24 protein-coding genes are annotated in these 20,255 nt (G+C 54.0%); 9 read left to right on the top strand and 15 right to left on the bottom strand.

The window, feature by feature from the left end:
• The first annotated feature begins 61 nt into the window (after window positions 1-61).
• Window positions 62-604, top strand: coding sequence for a hypothetical protein (locus CSTAT_RS09045; protein ID WP_244892824.1), 543 nt, complete (start codon window positions 62-64; stop codon window positions 602-604).
• 29 nt (window positions 605-633) lie between these two features.
• Here the strand turns inward: CSTAT_RS09045 and CSTAT_RS13495 are convergent, their stop codons facing one another.
• Together CSTAT_RS13495 and CSTAT_RS09040 are read right to left on the bottom strand one after the other, a co-directional pair.
• Window positions 634-771: a hypothetical protein gene (locus tag CSTAT_RS13495; protein WP_156845112.1), complete on the bottom strand. Its 138-nt coding sequence runs from the start codon at window positions 769-771 to the stop codon at window positions 634-636.
• Between the two features lie 4 nt (window positions 772-775).
• Complete coding sequence (locus tag CSTAT_RS09040; RefSeq protein WP_473206066.1) at window positions 776-1,465, bottom strand: FecCD family ABC transporter permease; 690 nt, start codon at window positions 1,463-1,465, stop codon at window positions 776-778.
• Between the two features lie 152 nt (window positions 1,466-1,617).
• On the opposite strand from CSTAT_RS09040, the gene CSTAT_RS09035 reads away from it, so the two are divergent.
• Together CSTAT_RS09035 and CSTAT_RS09030 are read left to right on the top strand one after the other, a co-directional pair.
• A complete protein-coding gene (locus tag CSTAT_RS09035; RefSeq protein WP_156845111.1) occupies window positions 1,618-1,851 on the top strand; it encodes a hypothetical protein in 234 nt (77 codons plus the stop codon).
• A 191-nt stretch (window positions 1,852-2,042) separates the two neighbouring features.
• On the top strand, window positions 2,043-2,366 hold the full coding sequence (locus CSTAT_RS09030; protein ID WP_066797781.1) for a putative quinol monooxygenase: 324 nt from the start codon (window positions 2,043-2,045) through the stop codon (window positions 2,364-2,366).
• Window positions 2,367-2,458: 92 nt separating this feature from the next.
• Here the strand turns inward: CSTAT_RS09030 and CSTAT_RS09025 are convergent, their stop codons facing one another.
• A complete protein-coding gene (locus tag CSTAT_RS09025; protein WP_075723167.1) occupies window positions 2,459-3,295 on the bottom strand; it encodes a Cof-type HAD-IIB family hydrolase in 837 nt (278 codons plus the stop codon).
• A gap of 36 nt (window positions 3,296-3,331) precedes the next feature.
• Between CSTAT_RS09025 and CSTAT_RS09020 the strand changes: the two genes are divergently transcribed.
• A complete protein-coding gene (locus CSTAT_RS09020; protein ID WP_075723166.1) occupies window positions 3,332-4,378 on the top strand; it encodes a 3-hydroxyisobutyryl-CoA hydrolase in 1,047 nt (348 codons plus the stop codon).
• A 13-nt stretch (window positions 4,379-4,391) separates the two neighbouring features.
• A complete protein-coding gene (locus CSTAT_RS09015) occupies window positions 4,392-5,093 on the top strand; it encodes a DUF1648 domain-containing protein (RefSeq protein ID WP_075723165.1) in 702 nt (233 codons plus the stop codon).
• On the opposite strand, the gene CSTAT_RS09010 is transcribed toward CSTAT_RS09015, so the two are convergent.
• From CSTAT_RS09010 to CSTAT_RS08990, 5 genes are all read right to left on the bottom strand, one after another.
• Window positions 5,090-6,394 (bottom strand): DUF6882 domain-containing protein, encoded by a 1,305-nt coding sequence (locus tag CSTAT_RS09010; RefSeq protein ID WP_075723164.1) that lies wholly within the window; start codon window positions 6,392-6,394, stop codon window positions 5,090-5,092. The genes CSTAT_RS09015 and CSTAT_RS09010 overlap by 4 nt on opposite strands.
• 20 nt (window positions 6,395-6,414) lie before the next feature.
• On the bottom strand, window positions 6,415-7,539 hold the full coding sequence (locus tag CSTAT_RS09005) for a glycosyltransferase family 4 protein (protein ID WP_075723163.1): 1,125 nt from the start codon (window positions 7,537-7,539) through the stop codon (window positions 6,415-6,417).
• A 5-nt stretch (window positions 7,540-7,544) separates the two neighbouring features.
• Entirely contained in the window at window positions 7,545-8,786 is a 1,242-nt protein-coding gene (locus tag CSTAT_RS09000) for an NAD-dependent epimerase/dehydratase family protein (protein ID WP_075723162.1), read from the bottom strand.
• 122 nt (window positions 8,787-8,908) lie between these two features.
• Window positions 8,909-9,514, bottom strand: coding sequence for a TetR/AcrR family transcriptional regulator (locus tag CSTAT_RS08995; protein ID WP_075723161.1), 606 nt, complete (start codon window positions 9,512-9,514; stop codon window positions 8,909-8,911).
• A 51-nt stretch (window positions 9,515-9,565) separates the two neighbouring features.
• A complete protein-coding gene (locus CSTAT_RS08990) occupies window positions 9,566-11,935 on the bottom strand; it encodes an MMPL family transporter (RefSeq protein ID WP_075723160.1) in 2,370 nt (789 codons plus the stop codon).
• Between the two features lie 191 nt (window positions 11,936-12,126).
• Here CSTAT_RS08990 and CSTAT_RS08985 point away from each other — a divergent pair, with 191 nt between their 5' ends.
• Window positions 12,127-12,783: a hypothetical protein gene (locus CSTAT_RS08985; protein WP_075723159.1), complete on the top strand. Its 657-nt coding sequence runs from the start codon at window positions 12,127-12,129 to the stop codon at window positions 12,781-12,783.
• Window positions 12,784-12,796: 13 nt separating this feature from the next.
• Here CSTAT_RS08985 and CSTAT_RS08980 read toward each other — a convergent pair whose 3' ends face one another.
• Genes CSTAT_RS08980 through CSTAT_RS08970 form a run of 3 tightly spaced genes read right to left on the bottom strand, consistent with a single transcriptional unit; the run spans window position 12,797 to window position 14,184 of the window.
• A complete protein-coding gene (locus CSTAT_RS08980) occupies window positions 12,797-13,348 on the bottom strand; it encodes a gamma carbonic anhydrase family protein (RefSeq protein ID WP_075723158.1) in 552 nt (183 codons plus the stop codon).
• Window positions 13,349-13,377: 29 nt separating this feature from the next.
• On the bottom strand, window positions 13,378-13,749 hold the full coding sequence (locus CSTAT_RS08975; RefSeq protein ID WP_075723157.1) for a hypothetical protein: 372 nt from the start codon (window positions 13,747-13,749) through the stop codon (window positions 13,378-13,380).
• A 15-nt stretch (window positions 13,750-13,764) separates the two neighbouring features.
• Entirely contained in the window at window positions 13,765-14,184 is a 420-nt protein-coding gene (locus CSTAT_RS08970; protein ID WP_075723156.1) for a hypothetical protein, read from the bottom strand.
• A 69-nt stretch (window positions 14,185-14,253) separates the two neighbouring features.
• On the opposite strand from CSTAT_RS08970, the gene CSTAT_RS08965 reads away from it, so the two are divergent.
• Window positions 14,254-15,180, top strand: a complete 927-nt coding sequence (locus CSTAT_RS08965) for a patatin-like phospholipase family protein (RefSeq protein ID WP_075723155.1) — start codon at window positions 14,254-14,256, stop codon at window positions 15,178-15,180.
• A gap of 81 nt (window positions 15,181-15,261) precedes the next feature.
• Here CSTAT_RS08965 and CSTAT_RS13610 read toward each other — a convergent pair whose 3' ends face one another.
• Window positions 15,262-15,429 carry a hypothetical protein gene (locus CSTAT_RS13610; RefSeq protein ID WP_169833260.1) on the bottom strand — a complete coding sequence of 56 codons (168 nt, stop codon included), beginning with the start codon at window positions 15,427-15,429 and terminating at the stop codon, window positions 15,262-15,264.
• A 335-nt stretch (window positions 15,430-15,764) separates the two neighbouring features.
• Here CSTAT_RS13610 and CSTAT_RS08960 point away from each other — a divergent pair, with 335 nt between their 5' ends.
• The gene (locus CSTAT_RS08960) at window positions 15,765-16,004 is read left to right on the top strand and encodes a hypothetical protein (protein ID WP_075723154.1); all 240 of its coding nucleotides are present in this window, start codon (window positions 15,765-15,767) and stop codon (window positions 16,002-16,004) included.
• Here CSTAT_RS08960 and CSTAT_RS08955 read toward each other — a convergent pair.
• Genes CSTAT_RS08955 through pth form a run of 3 tightly spaced genes read right to left on the bottom strand, consistent with a single transcriptional unit; the run spans window position 16,001 to window position 19,166 of the window.
• Window positions 16,001-17,632, bottom strand: a complete 1,632-nt coding sequence (locus tag CSTAT_RS08955; protein WP_075723153.1) for a peptide chain release factor 3 — start codon at window positions 17,630-17,632, stop codon at window positions 16,001-16,003. The genes CSTAT_RS08960 and CSTAT_RS08955 overlap by 4 nt on opposite strands.
• Before the next feature lie 6 nt (window positions 17,633-17,638).
• Entirely contained in the window at window positions 17,639-18,463 is an 825-nt protein-coding gene (locus CSTAT_RS08950; RefSeq protein ID WP_075723152.1) for an SDR family NAD(P)-dependent oxidoreductase, read from the bottom strand.
• 46 nt (window positions 18,464-18,509) lie between these two features.
• On the bottom strand, window positions 18,510-19,166 hold the full coding sequence (pth, locus tag CSTAT_RS08945; RefSeq protein WP_075723151.1) for an aminoacyl-tRNA hydrolase: 657 nt from the start codon (window positions 19,164-19,166) through the stop codon (window positions 18,510-18,512).
• 64 nt (window positions 19,167-19,230) lie between these two features.
• Here pth and CSTAT_RS08940 point away from each other — a divergent pair, with 64 nt between their 5' ends.
• Window positions 19,231-20,241 carry a nitronate monooxygenase gene (locus CSTAT_RS08940; RefSeq protein ID WP_075723150.1) on the top strand — a complete coding sequence of 337 codons (1,011 nt, stop codon included), beginning with the start codon at window positions 19,231-19,233 and terminating at the stop codon, window positions 20,239-20,241.
• Window positions 20,242-20,255: the final 14 nt, after the last annotated feature.

Raw genomic sequence — 20,255 nt, 5'->3', positions numbered from 1 at the left:
TGCCGGAAATTCCATTCTCAGACTAGGCATGGGGTGGGGTAGATATGGCATGGTGGTGGCCATGAGCATTTCTCGACGTCTTACTGCAATTGCGCTCGCTGGCGCTTTGACCCTCGGCGGTACCACCGCCGCTAACGCCCAGGAAAACCCAGCTGAAAAGCTATCTTCCCAGGCGCAGAGCCAGATTGATTCGGCTGCAGCGAAGTTTATTTCCAGCTTGCCGCAAGAAGTTAAAGACACTGCCCACAAGCTTGGCATTAAGCTGCCATCGCTTGCTGGTGCAGCTGAGACCCTGCGTTATGAAACCGTTGCGCACTTGGAAGAAGCTGGCCACACCAAGAGCAACTCTGCGCAGTCCACTGCACAGCAGTGGGCAAATGAGGCCGCTGCTGGAAAGGTCTCCTTTGAAGACGGCGTCGGCCACGGAACCGCAAACAAAGACAAGGGCACCGGTGCTATCTTCAAGCTGACTGAGAAGGAAGCACGCGACCGCACCAACTGGTTGGACCGCAAGGGCAACCCACACAACGAGCCAACCGGCTTTGGCGTCGCGACCGCAACCGATGGCAAGTACGTCTACATTGCGGAATTCTTCCTGAACTAAAAGACCCCGCATAAAAAGCGCCGGTTACCCTAACACCAAAAGGTGGGGTGACCGGCGCCATTGGGGCCAATTAGGCCTGTGACCGTACCTGTTCGCTCGGCAAAAGATACGTTGTCAACGATGCGTTTTCCGGCGATGTCAATGGATACATCAGTTACTTTAAGCATTGATTTATACACCTGCTCCCTTTTTCATCATGCGACGCAAGAGGATGAAAAATGTTGGTCCACCGACCAGCGCGGTGAAAATACCAATCGGTAAATCAGCGAAAGGAATGATGGTGCGGGAACCAATATCGGCCCCGGCGATCAACAAGGCGCCGCCGAGTGCCGATGCAGGAATCAGCACTGCGTTTGATGGACCAGCAACCGTTCTGACGATGTGTGGAATTTCCAGACCGACAAAGCCGATGAGACCGGCATAAGATACTGCCCCGGCAGTCAGTAGGGTTGCCAGCACAATCGATAGAGTGCGCAGTGTTGATACATCAACGCCCACGTGCGTTGCGGCTTTATCACCTAAAGCGAGGAGATCCAGCTGCTTTACTAGTAGCCAGGCGCATAAGAGGCCAAAAGCGACGTTGACACCAACGACACCAACGTGTTCCCACTTAGCGCCAGAGAGTGTACCCATCTGCCAGAAAATGATCTGTTCGCGGGAGGTAGTCGGCGCGAAGAAGTTGAAGAAGGAAATGACTGCGCCAGCGATCGCATCAACTGCAATGCCGACCAGGATGAGGTTAACTACCCGAACTTTGCTGCCCAAGCGCGATAGTTGGTAGACCAGCCAGGTAGTAAACATACCGGTGGCAAAAGCTGCGAATGAAAATCTGACAGAGGCAGATAAAGCATTCGTTTCTATCTACCCCGCAGAACCGCTGGGATCCAGCATCGCTGAACGCATTGGGTTTGCGTGCGCTACAGCAGTCCTTGCTTTCGGGGGTGCCATGGGGGGCTCTCATTATCGCCGGCTCAGGCCTAGCTCTGGTGCTCTTTTCAGTCATCGGTGCGAGCATGAAAACTCCGCGGCGTGTGCGCAACGAAGCTCGCAGCCGTTTCCCGCAGCAAAAGTGGGCGGAATATTCGGTTAACCACACTGCCTGGATGCTGGGGTGCTGGATTGTCATCATCACGGTCGTCGCATTGGCATTGTTCTTAGTTCCTGACGGCCAGAAGGTCATCGGTGCTGCTGCAGCCGCCGTTATCGCCGCCGCACTCATTTGGGTCTGCCCCGGATTTGCGCCGTAGGAGCAGAAACAAAAGCGCAACAAAAAGGAAGAATCCGAGCAGGAAGCTGCGGAGGCACCAGCCTTGACTCCGCACAAACAGCTTGATGATGACACCCAGATTTTCGAAAGCGTTGTGCCCGAAAAGCGCTAAAGTTTGCTCGAAACTCTCCTCGGAATTCTCATGAGAATTCTTTCGGTATCATGGGCTCCATGATTTTCATTAACGTTAAATTCCATGTCAAGCCCGAATACGCTGACACTTTCCTCGATGAGATCAACTGGTACACCGAAGCCTGCAACGCTGAGCCTGGCTGCTTGGAATTCAAGTGGTACCGCGACCCAGAAGATTCCCAGCGCTTCCTGTTGGTTGAAGCCTACAAAGATGGCGAAGACGTAGCCCACGTACAAAGCGATCACTTCAAGCGCTCTTGCGAAGAGTTCCCTCAGTACCTGGTAGAAACCCCAGATATCATCAATTTCAAGATTGATGGCAAGACTGAGTGGGACAAGATGGCTGAGTTTAAGGTCGATTAATTTCGTCTAGTCCTACAAAAAGCCCGCTTCCGTAGAAGCGGGCTTTTTCATGCGTATCTTGCGGCCATGCGCGGTGTTTTAGCAGTGCGCGGTTAAAACTCGCGCTGGTTTGCGTGTACGCGTTGTGTGCTTTCCATCTTGTCGAACCATTCATTCAACACGGTAATCACGCCGTGGTCCAGGTTCGAAGGAGCGATGACATCAGCGACATCTTTAAGCTGCGGGTGGGCATTGTCCATGGCTACCGCGATGCCAGCTTCTTGCAAAAGCTCGTAGTCATTGAGGTAATCACCAAAAGCAGCGGTTTCTGCAATATGAATGCCTAAGGTATCAGCCATGTGATGCAGCGCCGCGCCCTTATTAGCGCCGGCCGGCATGACATCAAGCCATTCCTTACCGGAAACAGCCACGTTGTGGTCGGGGACAGCCTTAAATACTACGGGCGCAATGTGCTCTTCAGAACCCGCTGCGCAGTAGACAGCGACTTTGATGATGTCGGAATCTTTGACCATCGCGCGCAGGTCTTTTACGGTTTCACGCGAGTAGTAGTATTTTTCCAGCTGCACAAAGGTATCGGGGTTAGCATCCTCAGATACATAACCGACAGTTGGCGTACATAGCACTACGTCATGGTCGACAGTGACGGCTTGGAGTGCATCTAGAATGCGCAAGACTGCATCATTGGGAAGCACGGAGACATGAATGATTTCTCCCTTGTGCGCGATAGCGGTGCCATTTTCTGCGATGAAAGATAGCTCCGGGCCAAATTGGTGCTGCAAAGTAGCTAGCTGGCGACCCGACGCTGGGGCGATGGTGACACCGAGTTCTTCTGCGCGCTTGAGCACAGGCCAGAAAGATTCGGGGATTTTACTCTCGCCGTCCAATAACGTCCCGTCCATGTCTAAAGCAATGAGCCGCGGGAAAACCATAAGAAAAACCTCGAAACTTGTGCAAAACTGGGGTGCATGACTAAATCCGTTGACTCAACAGCACCTGTACTTACCTCGGTTCGCCAGCGTACCGGAGTTATAGAATTAAACCGCCCTAAGGCCTTAAACTCGCTGAATCCGGAGATGATTGACATCATCGCCAAGGCGGTTAAGAACTGGGAAGATGATGATTCGATCGACCAGATCGTGTTGCACACCACCAACCCGAAGGCTTTCTGCGCAGGCGGCGATGTCCGTTTTGCGCGGGATAATATTTTAAGTGGCGATGCACAGCTTGTCGATGACTTCTTCGCTGCCGAATACACACTCAACGGCAAGCTTGCGACGTATAAGAAACCTCTCGTGTCCATCATCGATGGCGTAGTGATGGGCGGGGGACTCGGCATTTCCTTGCACGGCTCACACCGCGTGGTAACTGAGAATGCTTTTGCTTCCATGCCGGAGATGGCCATTGGTTACTTTACTGATGTAGGTGTCGCTCATGCCGCCCAGCGCATGGTGGGCACGCGTGGGCAAGCCTCCCTGGCATTAGCAAAGTACTGGGCAATTACCGGCTATCGTATGTATGCCGCAGATATGTTGTGGTCGGGTCTTGCAACCCACGTAGTCCAAGATGCAGAAACCATCTTGGACGCAATTGTCGAGAACGGTGTTGATGCTGCCCTGAAGCAGCATTCTTACATTCCAGACGGTGAGGCGCCGCTAGCTGGTGTGATCGATGAGATCGAATCCACCTTTAACCACGCCACCTGGCCAGAAATCCAAGATGCCCTGAAAACTGCTGACAAGGAGTTTTCGAAAGATACCGCTAAATACCTTGCGGCGGCATGTCCTACTTCTGTGGTCGCTTCCAACGAGCTTTTTGAATCCCATGCGCAAGAAGAAGACATCGTTAAAGCACTACAATGTGAAGAATCCTTGGGGCGTTATATCCGCTCCCGCGGTGATTTTGCCGAAGGCGTGCGCGCAGTACTAGTAGATAAGACCAAAGACGCCGCCTTTAACCCAGAAGAAACGGCGGCTGTTGACCTCGATGCAATCCATGCAGCGCTGAAGGTCTAGGTACTGTTAAAGCATGGTATTTTCCCGCGAACCCGATACACCTACGCTTCAAAAACCACCGTGGAAATGGGTGTGGCTAACCCTTGCGACCGGTGTACTGGCGTTGCTGGCGGTGTATCTGAATTGGGAGAGCATTCCAGATCCTTTCCCAACGCACTGGAATGCGCGCGGGGAAGCAGATGCTTTTAGTGACAAGACTTGGGCCAACCTGTTTGGCATGTTCGGGCTCATCACAGGAATTCTCACTCTTGTTATCGCGGCATGTTTCGGACTGATATACCAGCACGCCAAGCATGCCAACGGCGAAGACTGGCAGGTCGCACGTAGCCGCGCAACGTGTAATTCCATGCTCACCCCGCTGGGCAAGTGGATGTTTGTCCTAAATGCAGTAGTCGTGGTCGATATTTATCTGTCAATAACGCAGATTTATTCTTCCGTGGGCTTGCTCATTGCGGCCATCATCATTGTTGTCGCGCTCTTGTTGTGGGATATGGCGCGGGTGCAAAAGTGGTTGGACAAACACTATCCAGACCCCAAAACCAGTGAGCACATGAAGTGGGGCATGTTCTACTACAACCCGAAAGACCCGAACATGATGGTGCACCGCGATCTCAACAGCACGTTTAACATGGCGCAAACAGGATCGTGGGTTGTGATGGGAGCGCTGTTAGGCATTCCCATAATCGTGGTCGCGGTCGCCATCATTTTTGGTTAATCAACGCGTTCAGGTTGGGCGTCGCGTTGTACGTTAAGTTGCGTTTCGCGCGTCGTCTTTCGCATGTTGCGATACGCCTTTAGCGCGCGGTCGCGGTCAAGATGCGCAGGTAGGGAAGTATCAAGCACTGCTTGTTCTACTTCGGGGCTAAGCGGCGGAAGGTGTAATTCGGGGGCATCGATAAGCACAACGCCGGTGGTGTCGTCATTGAGCTTGGCGGTCACAAGGTTCCATTTATTTAGAATCGGCATGGCGGCTTGTACAAGTCCTAGCTCACGCGCAGTTGCGGCCGGCATGCTGTGGCGCACTAATGCGGGAATTAGCTTGTCGATGCCAAACTGTCGCACCGCTTCTACCGGCCCTTGCCCAGGCAAACGTTTTAGTTGCTCATCTGCCCAAGCCCACGTGAAAGTACCGTCGCGAACAGTTGCCACTACGAGGGCGTCTGCTTCTAGGCGCGATTTTTCATCGAGAAGCACGTGTGCGGATTCTAAATTGATGAGAACATTTTTACCGGCTGCCTGTGGAAAGTGCGCGGAGAAAAACATCGCGTGCTCTGCTGCAGCAAAGTAGGCATCGGCACTGATATCTTCTAAGCGCCAATCCACGTCATCGGGGCCGTTCGTGCCCGAGCTATCCGAAGTAGAGACGGAGGAAATCTTCTCGTCCAAAAAATCCACGGTGATTGCACCCGATGGTGCACCGGATAACCGCAGACCGTGGTCGACTTCTTCGATGTCGAGCTCGCGGGTGTGCGCGAAAGCGATCGCCGCGCGGACTTCGTCGAGCTTATCGATGAATGGATCATTGATGCCCTTAATAAGGGCTTCTTCTGGCGCAAGAGTTTGCGGAAGCGGCACCGTAACAGTAGATTTCGCCAATGTTGCGGTGTTGAGATCGAGAGCGACTGCAGCTTTTAACCCATCTTCTTGATCCGCTAAGACTATGGGTTTTCCGCCCTCTAACGTGCGAGCGGCGCCGAGCAACATCTCTGTGGCAGGTGGAAAACCTTGCAGTTGTAAAAGCTCCGGTCCATTGGCGCGAAATTCAGCAGAACGCGAGGGCATCCAGTGCCAGTGGCCATCCTTTAATATCGCAACGCGCCTGCCGGTGATATCCACGCTATTGCGCTGGCCGTACAGCCTCATCTCTACGGAACCTTCAGCCTGGAAGTTGGATTCCATACCGCTAAAGCCGCCGACTAATTCTTCCAACTGCGTCCAACACACATCATATGCGGTGGATGAGAAAAATCCGTCGGCGGCAATATCGGCAAGAGTCTTCGGCTGCGTCAGATCCATGGCTTAGAGTTTAACTGCTTTTAGCCCACAGCCTTTTCATACGCGCGAACCAAAGCTTCGGTCGATTCACGCCACGAGAACTTTTCCGCTTCCTGCCGGGCCGCGGCACCCATCTGCGCGCGCCGGGTGGGATTTTGCAACAAGCTGATGAGGGCTTCGGCCCAATCTGCATCTGTGCCATCAGCATCAATGAGATATCCCGTTTTGCCATCATCGATGACAAAGGGGATACCGCCGGCATTGGTACCCACCACAGGTACGGCTGAAGCAAAAGACTCCAAGGCCACAAGCCCTAAGGTCTCAGTGACAGAGGGGAAGACAAAAACGTCACCGCTGGCAAAAGCTGCGGCTAGTTCCTCGCCGGATAAATAACCCGTAAACGTGGCAAAGCTCGGATCAAAGGAGTCTTGCAACTTCTGCAGGTTGGGACCGCCGCCAACGATTCCTAAACGCGTTCCCGGTACCTGCTTACGCACCAACTTCATGACATTATTGAGCCGTTCTAAGTCTTTTTCCTTAGAGATGCGGCCAATATAAGTCACCAGTGGTGAATCCGGGTGGTCATTGGTCAAGAGTTTGCGCGCCTGCGTGGTTGCTTTGGATGGGTGATATCCAACCGTGTCCACAGCCTTGGGCCATAAAGTTAGCCTTTCGATGCCCATCGCAGAAGCTTTTTCAATCATTGGATCCGAGGTGCACAAGTTCACTTGCGCCTGGTTGTGCAACCAGCGGATAGCGCCTGTGGCCATGCCTCTGGTCCAACCGATACCTAGCGCATCGACATAATCCGGAACATTGGTGTGATAGCTGCACACCAGCGGGTAAGCATCGCGCTTGGCTGCAAAAACGCCGAGAGCCGCAGACCAGATTGGATTGACCGCATGGATAACATCGGGGTCAAAGTCCCGCATCTGCTTCCAGAACATCACCGGAGGCACGGCGAATTTGATCTCCGGGTACACCCAAAAAGACAAGGACGGCAGCTTATACACCGGAAAACCGGCGAAACTCTCCGGCGGGTTGCCGGGAGCGAAGATGGCAACTTCATGTTCCATCTCCGCGAGCTGCTCAATCGTCCGAATCAGGCGGGTAACCACGCCATCGATTTTGGGCAGGAAAACTTCCGTAACTATCGCAATTCGCACGAACTCTATGCGCTTTCGGACAGGCCTGCTTCTGCGCCCTGCAGCTGTGGCGTCGATTCTTGCTCCGGAACACCGGCTTGCTGCGCCTTGGTCCACAAGGACTGTGCTGGGATCTTCGAGCGATCCACGCGGTCGGCGTACTTGTGGGCAACGTCTTCGACTTCTTGCAGTAGACCTTCAGACAACGTGGTGGGCTTGAGTCCCAGCTTCAAGAAGGTGTCATTGTGCACGTGCAGTTCGTTTTCTGCGGATTCCTTACGTGGGTTTGGCACATAAGCGACCTCGGCGTCAGAGATCTCGGCGATAAGCTCAGCCAAATCACGCACGCGGTGGGTCTCTGTCATCTGGTTGATGATCTTGACGCGATCACCCTTGGCAGGCGGGTTGTCCAAAGCGAGCTCAATGCAACGCACCATGTCCCGGATGTGGATAAACGCGCGCGTTTGACCACCCGTGCCATGCACGGTCAACGGATAGCCAATGCCCGCCTGGATGAGGAAGCGGTTTAACACCGTGCCATAGTCACCGTCGTAGTCGAAGCGATTGATGAGGCGCTCATCTTTGATGGTCTGTTCAGTGTGCGTGCCCCAGATGATTCCCTGGTGCAGGTCGGTAATCCGCAGTTCATCATTTTTGGCGTAGTAGGCAAAAAGATGCTGGTCCAACACCTTGGTCATGTGATAGATAGAACCAGGGTTGGAAGGGTAGAGGATTTCCTGTTCCACATGGCCACCTTCTGGCAGGTTGACCTGGACATCCAAGTAACCTTCAGGAATCTTCATGCCCGCGGTGCCATAGCCATAAACGCCCATGGTGCCTAGGTGCGCGACGTGGATATCCTGGCCAGATTCCACGATTGCAGCCAAGAGATTGTGGGTGGCGTTGATGTTGTTATCCACCGTGTAGCGCTTATTGCGAGAGCTCTTCATCGAATACGGCGCGGCGCGCTGTTCTGCGAAATGCACGATGGCATCTGGGCGTTCGGTATTGATGAATCCTAATAAGCCGTCATAGTCTTGTGCGACATCAATATTGGCAAAGCCAATGGTCTCCCCAGAGACTTCTTGCCACGCCGCGATGCGGGTGTCGATATCAGCGATGGGGGTCAAAGAGTCTGCACCAAGTTCTTCATCAATCGCGCGTCGTGAAAGATTATCGATGATGATGACATCGTGTCCTTTATCAGACAGATACAACGAGGCAGGCCAGCCACAAAAGCCGTCGCCACCGAGAATCGCAACTTTCACTTTAAACTCCATTTAAATTCGCGAATAAGATTCAACACATTCTACAAAGTGCCCTTCAAACGACCATACCCCCGATTTCAACAGTTTTCCTGTCGAAATCGGGGGTATATTGCTACTGCGAGCTATGCAATAGCCCGCAAAGTAGTGAATGTCTTGCGTATGAACTCTTCTTTGTCTTCCCGGCGTGCAAATTGATGGGGGGATGAAGTTTTCAATCTTTTGAGCTCTTCTGCCGTCCACACGATTGCGGCGGCGCCGACTTGCAGATACAACCCGAGTTCTGCCGGGCTTAGCTTGGGATAAAGCTTGGCGAATGCTCCCAAGAATTTCTGCAGCACCGCGTGAATATCCTCGTGGTTAGGGATAAAGCGACTACGAGCATTCATATGCTCTTGGATTTGAAAGAGCGTCGCAATGGATCCGAACTCAGTGTCTTTATCCGTCAGTCCCTTTACCGCGATGTCTTCGAAAATCTCGGTAATGGTCATTCCTTGCGGATAGGATTCAACGACGGGCAAGAACTTATCGATGGAATCCAGGCAGAACTGAAACAGCGCCTCATCGATGCTGGGGAAGTAGTTATGGAAGGTTCGGACGGAGACACCTGATTCTTTGGCTACCAAAGAGATGGTCAGGCCTTCAAAGCCTTCGCGCAATAAGATTCGCGCGGCAGCTTCAGAAAGAGCACGACGCGTAGCGAGCTTCTTCGACTCCCTTAAACTAGCCATGCTCTTCACCTCTTCCTATTGTTTCTCTACTTGTTGTTTCTCTACTTGATATTAAACCTTGACGGTTTCGGATTCTGCTTTTTGCAGCTCTGCCTCATGCTCGGTAAGGGCTGTGCCTTCGATATCCATGTTCGGCAGAATCTTATCCAGCCACTTCGGCAGCCACCAAGCTTTATCGCCGAGTAGGAACATGGTTGCCGGGATGATCAGCATGCGGACGATGAAGGCATCGAAGGCCACGCCTACCGCGAGGGCAAAGCCCATGGTGCGGATGAAGGGTTCATCGATAAGCATGAAGGCGGCGAACACCGAAATCATGATCAAGGCTGCCGCGGTCACTACGCGGGCACCGTGCTTGAAACCATTGGAGGTTGCGTTGCCGGCGGTCTTGCCGTGCACGAAACCTTCGCGCATGCGGGTAACTAGGAAGACTTGGTAGTCCATCGCGAGACCGAAAGTCAGGCCGATCAACATGATTGGGAGGAAGGACAGCAGCGGCTGGGTATCAGTGATGATGCCGAACATGCCTTCCTGGAAGATGCCGACAGTCACGCCGAAAGCAGCAGCCATCGACAACGCGAAACCACCCGCGGCAATCAGCGGTACCCAGATGGAGCGGAAGACCAAGAGCAAAACAATGAACGCGAGAACCAAGACAATCGCGATGTATGGGACCAGAACGTCATTAAGGCGCTCGGAGATGTCATCGAAGATTGGCGTAATACCGGTAATACCGTAAGTACCACCGGTGTTGTCGGTGAATTCTGCCTGATGCGAACGCAGCGCTTCAAGAGTCTGCGTGGTTTCTTCATCAGTTGCACCCGTGGTTGGGGTGATCATGACCTGAGCTGCATCCATGTTGTCGGTCATGGCAACAACTTGTGCGTTGACCACGCCGTCGGTGGTCTGGAAATCAGTGAGGATTTCTTGGATGGCTGGCATGCGGTCTTGCTCTGCGACCTCGGCGACGTCGACGAAGGCCACCATTGGGGCATTGCGGCCAGGGCCGAAGGCTTCGTCAATCATGTCGTAGGACTCGCGCTGGCTGGTGCCTTCGGCAGCCATGCCGTCGGTAGGCATCGCCAAGCGCATCTGCGCAGCTGGAATAGCAGCGATACCTAAGATGAGGACCCCGGCAATCAGGGAAACGACGGGGTGCTTGCGAATCTGGCGCACCCACTGCAAACCAACGGTAGGCTTTTCATCTTCTGGGTCCGGAACCTTCGGTCCTGGCACGCGACCTGCGAAGATATTGTTGCCTAAAAGCCCCAGCAGGCCGGGGATGAAGGTCAGCGCCACGAGCACGGCGATGGCCACGGTCGCAGCTGCTGCGATAGCCATGGTGGACAGGAATGGAATTCCGATAATCGTCAGCGCTGCGAGCGCGATAACCACGGTGATACCAGCGAAGACGACGGAGGAACCAGCAGTACCGGTAGCCATGCCCATAGCATGCGCGCGGGTTTGCTTATCCATCTTCTTGAGCTCTGCCGCGAATTCCTTCGGGCTTAAGTCATTAAGGCCAGAGCTGGTAATGAGCTGGTTGCGGAAACGCGCGACGATAAACAGCGCGTAGTCGATGCCCACGGCCAGACCAATCATGGACGCCAGCATTGGGGTCATTTCAGCCACGGAGTCCGTGAACACAGTGGCGAGCTGCACGCCGAGCAGGCCAACGCCCACGCCGATAACAGCAGAAATCAGTGGCATTCCTGCTGCGACCATGGAACCAAAAGTGATGAGCAGGACGACTCCAGCGACGATGAGACCGATGATCTCCGCGGACATATCCAGGCCTTCACTCATGGAGGAGAAAGCATTACCGGAGTACTTCGCGGTGAAGTCACCTTCGTCAAAGCTGTTGACGAGCTCGGTGATAGCCTCACGGTCTTCGGCAGGGATGTCGGTAACACCCTCGGCGTCGAAGGTGACTTTGATGGTGCCGGTGCGCTCATCTTCTGACAGAGGAGACAGCGCCTGGATGTTGGCATCGATTTGCTCTTGCGGCATGCCCTGGGCGGCCATCTGCTCACCCATTTGCTGCTGCATGCCCATCGACGCCATTACAGGATTGACAATGGCGTCCTGGTCAGCCAAAACGCCGGTGTCCTTCAGCTCATCAACGAAAGCATCAACTTTTGCCATGACCTGTGGGTCTGTAAGCGTTTTACCTTCAGGGGCCTGGATGACAATGGTGCCTGATGGATCCGACATGTAGTCAGAGTCATCACCAAAACGCTCCGCCATCTCTTCTTGAGTTGTGGTGGAGTCCATCGGCGGCATGGCAAACGATGGGTTGGCCGGTTTGGCGAACTGCGTGGCCAGCCCGCCCATGGCAACTAGCAGGATGATCCAGAACGCGAGAAACGGCCATACTTTGGTGTATGACCAGCGTCCTAGTCGATATAAGACCTTCGACATAGTCCAGCTTTCTTTAGTTAGCTTCGAAACATTTTAAACATTGCACAGTGTATGCAAGTTTGCATGCCGAGTGCAATTAGCTGTGCGCAGCACACTTTCCCCACTTTCTGTGACGGAATTCTCCACCTGGTTCGGTGCAGCGAAGTGGTGCAATTGCATCGCCAAGCATGCGCGTCGGTAGACTAACCGGCATGTTCCACGCCGTCACCTTCGCTTTGATGGATTCCGTTAATGCCTTACTGATCGGCGTTGTTGTTGCGCTCGGCGTGATGCTGCCGCGCGGTAAATACAAGACCGTTACTCCGCTGCTCATCGCCGGTGACTGGTTCGGAGTTTTTGTGCTTGCCGTGCTGTCGATGTTCATCTTCGATAGCCTGCGGCAGTACGTTTACGCTTTTCTTGATTCTCCGCTGTTGGGAATCCTGCTGATAATCCTTGGCCTTGCTGGCATCGTGATGTCGTGGCGCTCACGCCCTGGCGAATCCAACGCGTTGGTGGACAAGATTCTAAAACCACTACAAACACCCACGCCGTTGACGTTTCTCACCGGCTTTATCCTGGGTCTTGCCCAGTCAGTTACTTCCGGGCCCTTCTTTGCGGGACTTTTGCACTTGGTGGCAGGCGGCTTTAATGCCTGGGTGCGCTACGGCGGGTTGGTTATCTACGCCAGCCTGGCGTTATCTTTGCCTATTCTGGTGGCTATCTTCATCGGTTTTGTGCGCACCAATCCGCAATCGCCCGCGGGGCAGCTTTTTGCCCGCGCGCAGGACAATAAAGACCAAGTATCCAAAATTGGTGGTTACTTGGTCGGCATCGTGTTGGTTGTCATGGGCGTGCTTAATCTCTAATTAGCCAGAGTATTTAGCTAAAGCGCACGTCATCTAAGTTCAGCGCTTGGGAAATATCGGCTTGCTTTTTGGAGTAGTCCACGTATTTCGCGGCGTGTGGAATGAAAGCAGCAGATTCTTCCTTGCTTAGCTCCCGACGTACCTTCGCCGGAACGCCGGCAGCTAAACTGCCCGCTGGAATCTCTTGGCCTTCGAGAACCAAAGCGCCGCCAGCAATCAAAGAGCCCGCGCCTACCCGTGAGTGCGACAGTAACGCTGCGTGCATGCCGATAAGCGATCCGGCCTCGACATAAGCCCCATGTACCAAAGCTATGTGTCCGATGGTGACATCTTCTTCTAGGGTTGCCGGCGCATCGGCATCGCAATGAAAGACCGAATTATCTTGAATATTGCTGCGCGCGCCAATGGTGATCTTGTTGGTATCTCCGCGCAGGACCACGTTGTAGAACACTGAGGCATCAGGGCCGATTTCGACATTCCCAATAATCGTGGCATTTGGAGCAATCCACGCACTGGCATGAATCCTTGGCACTTTACCTTCGAAGGGCAAAATCAATGGTGACATGGCGCGACTCCTTGTTATTTGGTGAGTGGTTATTGAATAACCGCGAATGCGATTTGCGGATTAATCGCATAATCGCCCGGGGTGCTGGTGAGTTTATCTGCCGTGGTGCAACTTAACGGCAAAATCCAGCCCTTCTTTGGATCTTTGACCGGCAGTACGTTGCGATCGGTGGGAACAAAAATCACCGTTGTAGTGTCTTTTGTCAGCGCGCCGGGCGTAGAAGACCTGGCAATCTCTAGGACCTTTTCAACGTCAGTAGCATGCAGCTCGACGATGACCATCGCTTCCGCGGTAAAGACCTCTAGATGCTTAACCGAATGGGTAGAAATATCACCAGAGACCTTGGTGAGCTTCGGGCCCGTATTGCCGGTGATTTTATCCCACAGATCTTTTATTCCCATACTGGATAAGGATAGTTATCCATCTGCGAAATTATGCCGCACGGTTGTGGTGCGCCGCGTCGTAGCATCGAAGTAGACAGAGAATCCAGACGCAAAAGTTGCTTCGATTGCTTCTTCGCGCCTTTTGGTCACCGCGACACTTAGAAAATCGAAAAAGCTATCAAAGCGCGGATACATCGCCATGTGTACCGCGCCATCGCGGCGGCCTAGCCCAAGAGCGATGGACACTTCCGCCACGCCAAAATTCTTAGCTTTGTAGACCGGGTCCGCGTCCAGGGCAAAAGCAAAGCCGGAGCGAACCATCTTCCCAGTCATCACATCAAAGATGGAGAAATTATCACGGGACATCTTCTCAGCGATGACTGGGGCAAGGTCAGTGGGGTTTATCGGGTCTTGCGGGGTGGGGAAAGCAGATGAAATTATATGATGCGCCATATACTTATTTGTAACACAGCTCACACTTGTTGGCTAGAGGGAGGCATAAAAGCGGTAGACTCGGCGGGTATGACGTCCCAGCCGCAGCCTTTCGATGCCTCCTTAAACGACCTAGCCAGTGAAGGAATCAACGCTCATGACACCGCGCTGATTTTTGAAGGCGGCGGGATGCGCAATTCTTATACCGCGGCGTGTGTGAAGAAGCTGATCGATAACGGCGTGGAGTTTGGTTGGGTTGGCGGGGTATCCGCTGGCGCATCGCATGCGGTGAATTTCTTATCGCTTGACAGCTTTCGCGCGGTAGAAAGCTTCGTGGATTTTGCGAAGAACCCTAGCTTCGGCGGGTTGAGCTCCATGTTGCGTGGCACTGGTTATTTCAATGCTGAGTTCATCTATGAAAAGGCCGCGGATCAAGATCTGCCTTTTGATTTTGAAACCTTCTCCAGCAACCCCACGCCACTTAATCTCTCTGCCGTTAATGCTCTGACAGGGGAGACCGTCGTGTGGACGCGCGATGATATTAACCAGGTAGAAGACCTTTTGGTGCGCGTGCGGGCATCCTCCACGCTGCCGTTGATTATGCCGATGCGCCATATCGATGGCGTGCCCTTCGTGGATGGCGCGATGGGGGATTCCGGCGGCATTGTTATCGAAGAAGCCGAAAAGGCCAGCTTTGAGAAATTCCTCTTCGTCGGTACTAAACCGCGAGGATTCGTGCGCCCGGAGGTTAAACGTAAGGCCGGTGTGCGTGGATTCTTCCGCAAGTACCCTAGCGTTGCTGAAGCCATGATTTCGCGTCCGGCCAAATACAATGCCTCCAAGCAACGTCTGCTGGAGCTCGAGCAGGAAGGCCGCGCCCAGCTCTTCTTTCCCGAAGGCATGCAGATTACTTCTACCGAGCGCAACGTGATGAAGCTGCGCGCCAATTACCAAGCCGGCAAGCAACAAATGTATTCCGAGTGGCCAGCCTGGAAAAAGTTTCTAGAAAGCAACTAGTACATCCACAATTAATAAAGCCACGCGTGCACAAGCAGGCGTGGCTTTACCGAGAGGTCTTAGTTGCGGGAAGTTGCGGGTTTAGTCGTCCCAGTCATCATCGCCATCCCACAGATCGTCCCAATCATCGATGAGGTCAGAGATGATCGGGATGTTCGGGATGTTCGGGATGGATGAGGCAGGGGCAACCCCGCCTGCGAAGCCGGTGCTCGCGGCGAGAATCGACGCGATGATTGCTTGAATATTCATGGAAGCTCTCCTGTCTGAGTAGGAAACGTTCGCCATTTTTTGAGGAACGTTGGGGTAGTGAATCCGGTAGTGTAGCTAGGGGCTTTTGGCTACAAAAGGAACTATATGATTTCCGGAATACAAAAGGCAGAGCTTCAAGCGCCATTTTCGTTATTGTCGCAGGTCAACACCGTATTAAAGTTCCTTAATGTTGCGGTTTGAGGTCCGGATTTCCACCGGTATCACCAAAAATTTTTAAAGTAGGGTTGTCTTCATTGCCAACTATCCCTGAGCAGGGGAGAAGACAGGGAGAAGCCGGGGAAATGAAAGCGCGAAAGAAATTATCATCTAGACAATTGCTGATTATCGTGCTGCTTGGTATCGCTTTAGCGTGTGCGGCCGGTGTGCTTAATGGCGTTTATACTTTGGGGCAATCAGCTAGCTACACCGATGTTGTTGCAGCGAGTCTGGTCGCTTCCAAAGTTGAGCGCGCAGAACTATACGGATATACCGCGGTGGCGTGCATAGTGCTGTCGCTGGGGCTGATCTTCGTAGAGATGAAAAGGGCAGCAGCGACAGCAGCTTCGACTGATTAGTCGGCGACGAGGGTTTCGATGGTCAGCTCTGGGTGCTCTTTTTCAATAAAGGCGAGCTTCCACTTATCGCCGAAGAGGGCGATGATTTCGCCGTCGTCGCGCGTGAAGATTTCCACGCCGCGCTGACGTCCCAGCTCAGGTGCGGATTCGGAGTCGGTGCGGCGCGCAACCGAGTAAGGAATCGGCTCGGTGACGGTTTCGACGTTGTATTCCAGCTCCATGCGTGCCTGCATGACCTCGAACTGCATCGGACCAACAGCGGCCATGACTGGTGCGGCATCGCCACGCAAGTCGTTGCGCAGAATCTGCACAACACCTTCGGCAGACAGCTGTTCCAAGCCCTTGCGGAATGCCTTGTACTTGCCCAAAGACTTTGCACGCAGGATGCGGAAGACCTCTGGTGCGAACTGCGGCATGGGTGCAAACTGCACCTTCTTGCCCGCGTAAATGGTGTCACCAGGTGCCAAAGCGCCAGCGTTGACCAGACCGACGATGTCACCGGGGTAAGCCACGTCAACGGTATCGCGGTTGCGGCCGAAGACGGTCAGCGCGTACTTGGTGGAGAATGAGCGGCCAGACTGGGCGTGGTTGACCTGCATGCCACGCTCAAATTCACCAGAGACCACGCGCATAAATGCCAAGTTATCGCGGTGCTTACGGTCCATTCCCGCCTGGACCTTGAAAACCACGCCGGCGAAATCATCAGTGACCTCTCGAACCTCATCAATAGCGGTGGTGGAGGTTTCAATCGCCTTGGCATCGGAATCACGCGAACGCGGTGCGGGTGCAATCTCGCACAAGGTGTCTAGAATCTGGTGCACACCGAAGTTCAGCATGGCGGAGGCGAAAATCAATGGGGAAGTCACGCACTGCTCAAAAAGCTCTTGGTCATGCACGGCACCATCGAGGGCCAGCAGCTCTGCCTCTTCCACGGCAGTATCCCAGAGTTCTTCTTCCTTCGCCGCGGCATCCCCAGGGCTAAAGTGCTCTTCTGGTGCGATGGTGGAACCACCGGCGGTGCGGATGAAGTGGATGTAATTATCAGCTTCGCCGTCATGGTTGATGTGCGCCAGACCGCGGAAATCGCCCGCGATGCCAACTGGCCAGTACAACGGGGTGGGCTGCAGCTCGATTTCGTTAACGATTTCATCGACAAGCTCTAAAGGCTCTCGGCCCACGCGGTCCCACTTGTTAATCACCGTGACAATCGGCAAACCACGTGCCTTGCACACGCGGAACAACTTCAGGGTCTGAGGCTCGAGGCCCTTGGCGGCATCGATAAGCATGACTGCGGCATCAACAGCCGTAAGCACGCGGTAGGTATCTTCAGAAAAGTCCGCGTGACCTGGGGTATCAACCAGGTTGATCATATAAGGCTCGCCCTCATGACCCTCCGGAGCGTACTCAAACTGCAGAGCAGAAGAGGCCACTGAAATACCGCGGTCCTTTTCCATCTCCATCCAGTCAGAGACCGTAGACTTACGCCCTGCCTTGCCGTGAACCGCGCCAGCTTCATTAATAACGTGCGCATGCAGCGCCAATGCCTCAGTCAACGTGGACTTACCAGCGTCCGGGTGGGCAATGACGGCAAACGTACGGCGGCGCGCAGCCTCAGCAGCAATACTCATGTTTGCTTAGTCTAGTGATACATCCAGCTGCAGCCCTAACTGGTTAAAGACCTCGTGTGCCAGCTCACGCTCTTGGTCACGAGAACGGGTGCGTGAAGGCTGATAGGGCTTGAGATAAAACTCGCCCGATTGGTAGTGCACACCACGCACGCCGGTAAGAAAATGCACCAGCCGTTCAGCGCCCTGGGATGGGGTGCCCATCTGGGAGGCAGCCGGACGGAAATTATAGAACTTTCCCATCAGCGAGCTCGAAGATTTGGAAAAGTTCGTGGACAGCACACCAGGGTGAAAGGCCACCGAGTTGAAGTCGTGGGCATGCAAGAAGCGCGTGAGTAGGACGTCGCCATATTTGGCATTGCCATAAGAGCGCAGAGGGGAGAACTTTTCAAAAGTATTTGGGTCATCTGCATCGAAGCGGGCAAAGAGATTCGCTGCGATAGAAGAAGTGTTAACCACCACGGATTCTGGACCGCGAAGTTGGTCTTTGAGCAAAGCCGTGAGCAAAAATGGGGCTACGACGTTGACCTGCCAGGTGCGCTCATAGCCATCGACGGTGCGCACGGCAGTATCAAAAAGCCCGCCGGCATTATTGGCCAGGCCGCGAATCGGTCCGAGTTGCGAAAGCTCCTCGGCGAGCGCGCGGACCTGGTCTAATTCGGAGAAGTCTGCGGTGAAGTAATCGGTGCCGAGTTCGCGGCCGACGGCGCGAGTCTTTTCCGGATTACGTCCGACGACAACCACGCGGTCGTCAGGGCGGGTGGCGTGCAAGAGGCGAGCTGCTGCTGCGCCTACGCCATCGGAGGCGCCAGTAATGACATAAGTTTCAGACATGAGTCAGAGAATAAAGACTTCGGCCGGTTGGGAAATGGAAGTCTGCTTAACCTTTGCTGTGAATCGTATTCTGTGCTTTATTCAGCCCCGAGGTGATGATTTCTTTCACCGCATCTGCAGCCAAAGCAATCGCATCATCAAAACCTGGGCCGGCGTCAACAGGAGCTAAAACATAATCGGGAATGGACGCGCCTTTGGGCGGGCGTGCAATACCGATGCGTACGCGTAGATAGTCCCGGGTGCCTAAATGCTCCGTGAGGGATTTCAAACCATTGTGCCCATTTTCATTGCCGCCAAGTTTGAGCCGGATTTTATTCACCGGCAAATCCAGTTCATCATGCACTGCAATAATGCGCTCAGACGAAACGCCTAAGTGCTGCGCTAGGGGGGCGATGCCTTCGCCGGAAAGGTTCATAAAAGTTGTCGAGCGCGCAAGGATGACTTTTTGTCCGGCAATCTCAACGCTGGCAGCAAGCAACTTCTGCCCTTTGACCGGTTGCAGGATATCGCCGGTTTCGGCCAATAAATCGTCGATGGCCATGTAGCCCACGTTGTGTCGGGTCGCAGCATACTTCGGCCCGGGGTTGCCAAGACCGACAACAATCCAGTCGGCAGCAGATGGCAGGTCGATTGCGCTCTCGCGCGCAGGCTGTGCCGTCGCGCTAGAGCGGAAGAGGTTTTTCAAGAGGTCAAGAAAATTCACGCCTACTAGTCTGTCACATCAAATACCGGCTGGAACCTACACCCGCGGAGTAGGCTGGATATGCATGAGCCGCATCATAGATTCTTTAGCCATTCCGATTTTGCCTGCTCCCATGGCCGGCGGTCCGACCACTCCGGAGGTGGTCAATGCTGCAGCGAGTGTGGGTAGTTTTGGCACTTTAGCGTGGGGCACAATCTCGGCGCAGGCGGCTCGGGAGCAGGCGGAAGGGCTCAATACGGATTTCTTTGGCATCAATTTATTTGCCAAGCAGCCAGAGCTAGATTCCCACGGGGTTGCAGTTGCACGCGAACTAGCTGCAGCTGAGGGAGTCGAGCTGAAATCCGCCGACTACAGCAACGGGTGGGATGAAAAACTCCAGCTTGCTTTAACGATGTCGCCGCGACCCAAAGTGGTGTGGTCGATGTTTGGCACATTTACTGCCGCAGAAGTAAAAATGCTTCATGCTGCAGGGATTGAAGCATGGACCACGGTGACCAATGAGCACGAAGCGCGCGCTGCTATCGCCGCAGGCGTGGATGCTTTGTGCGTGCAAGGCCCTGAAGCCGGCGGGCACCGCGGGGTGTGGAATCCCACCGCGGAACCAGATAAAAGGCCGTTGGCAGAGCTTGTCGATGCCATCGCGAAGCTAAGCACATTGCCTCTTATCGCCGCGGGCGGAGTGCGCAGCGCAGACCAGGTCCACGAAGCCTTAACGTGGCCACATGTAGTGGCAGTATCGTGCGGTTCCGCGTTTTTGCTTAGCGATGAAGCCGGGACCAGCCCGGTTAACCGTGCCCGGATTAACCAGGTGAAGAATAATGAAACGGGGACAGGGGAGGCATCGACAAGCACCCGTGCGTTTTCTGGTCGCTATGCCCGCGGGCTTAAAACCACCTTTACCCAAAACCACCCCAATGGCCCCGCCATCTACCCATATTTGAATCAAATCTTTGCTGCGCGCCGCGCGGAAGGGGATGAAGATGTTGCCTACTGCCTCGTCGGAGTTGAGGTGCAGCGCATATTCGGGGGTACCGTGGCGGGTGTTTTGCGTCGCCTTTGGGAAAAGCAAAAATAATAGTTGATAATATT

This window comes from Corynebacterium stationis, assembly GCF_001941345.1.
Lineage (GTDB): Bacteria > Actinomycetota > Actinomycetes > Mycobacteriales > Mycobacteriaceae > Corynebacterium > Corynebacterium stationis.
This window is presented reverse-complemented; position numbering and strand designations above follow the sequence as displayed.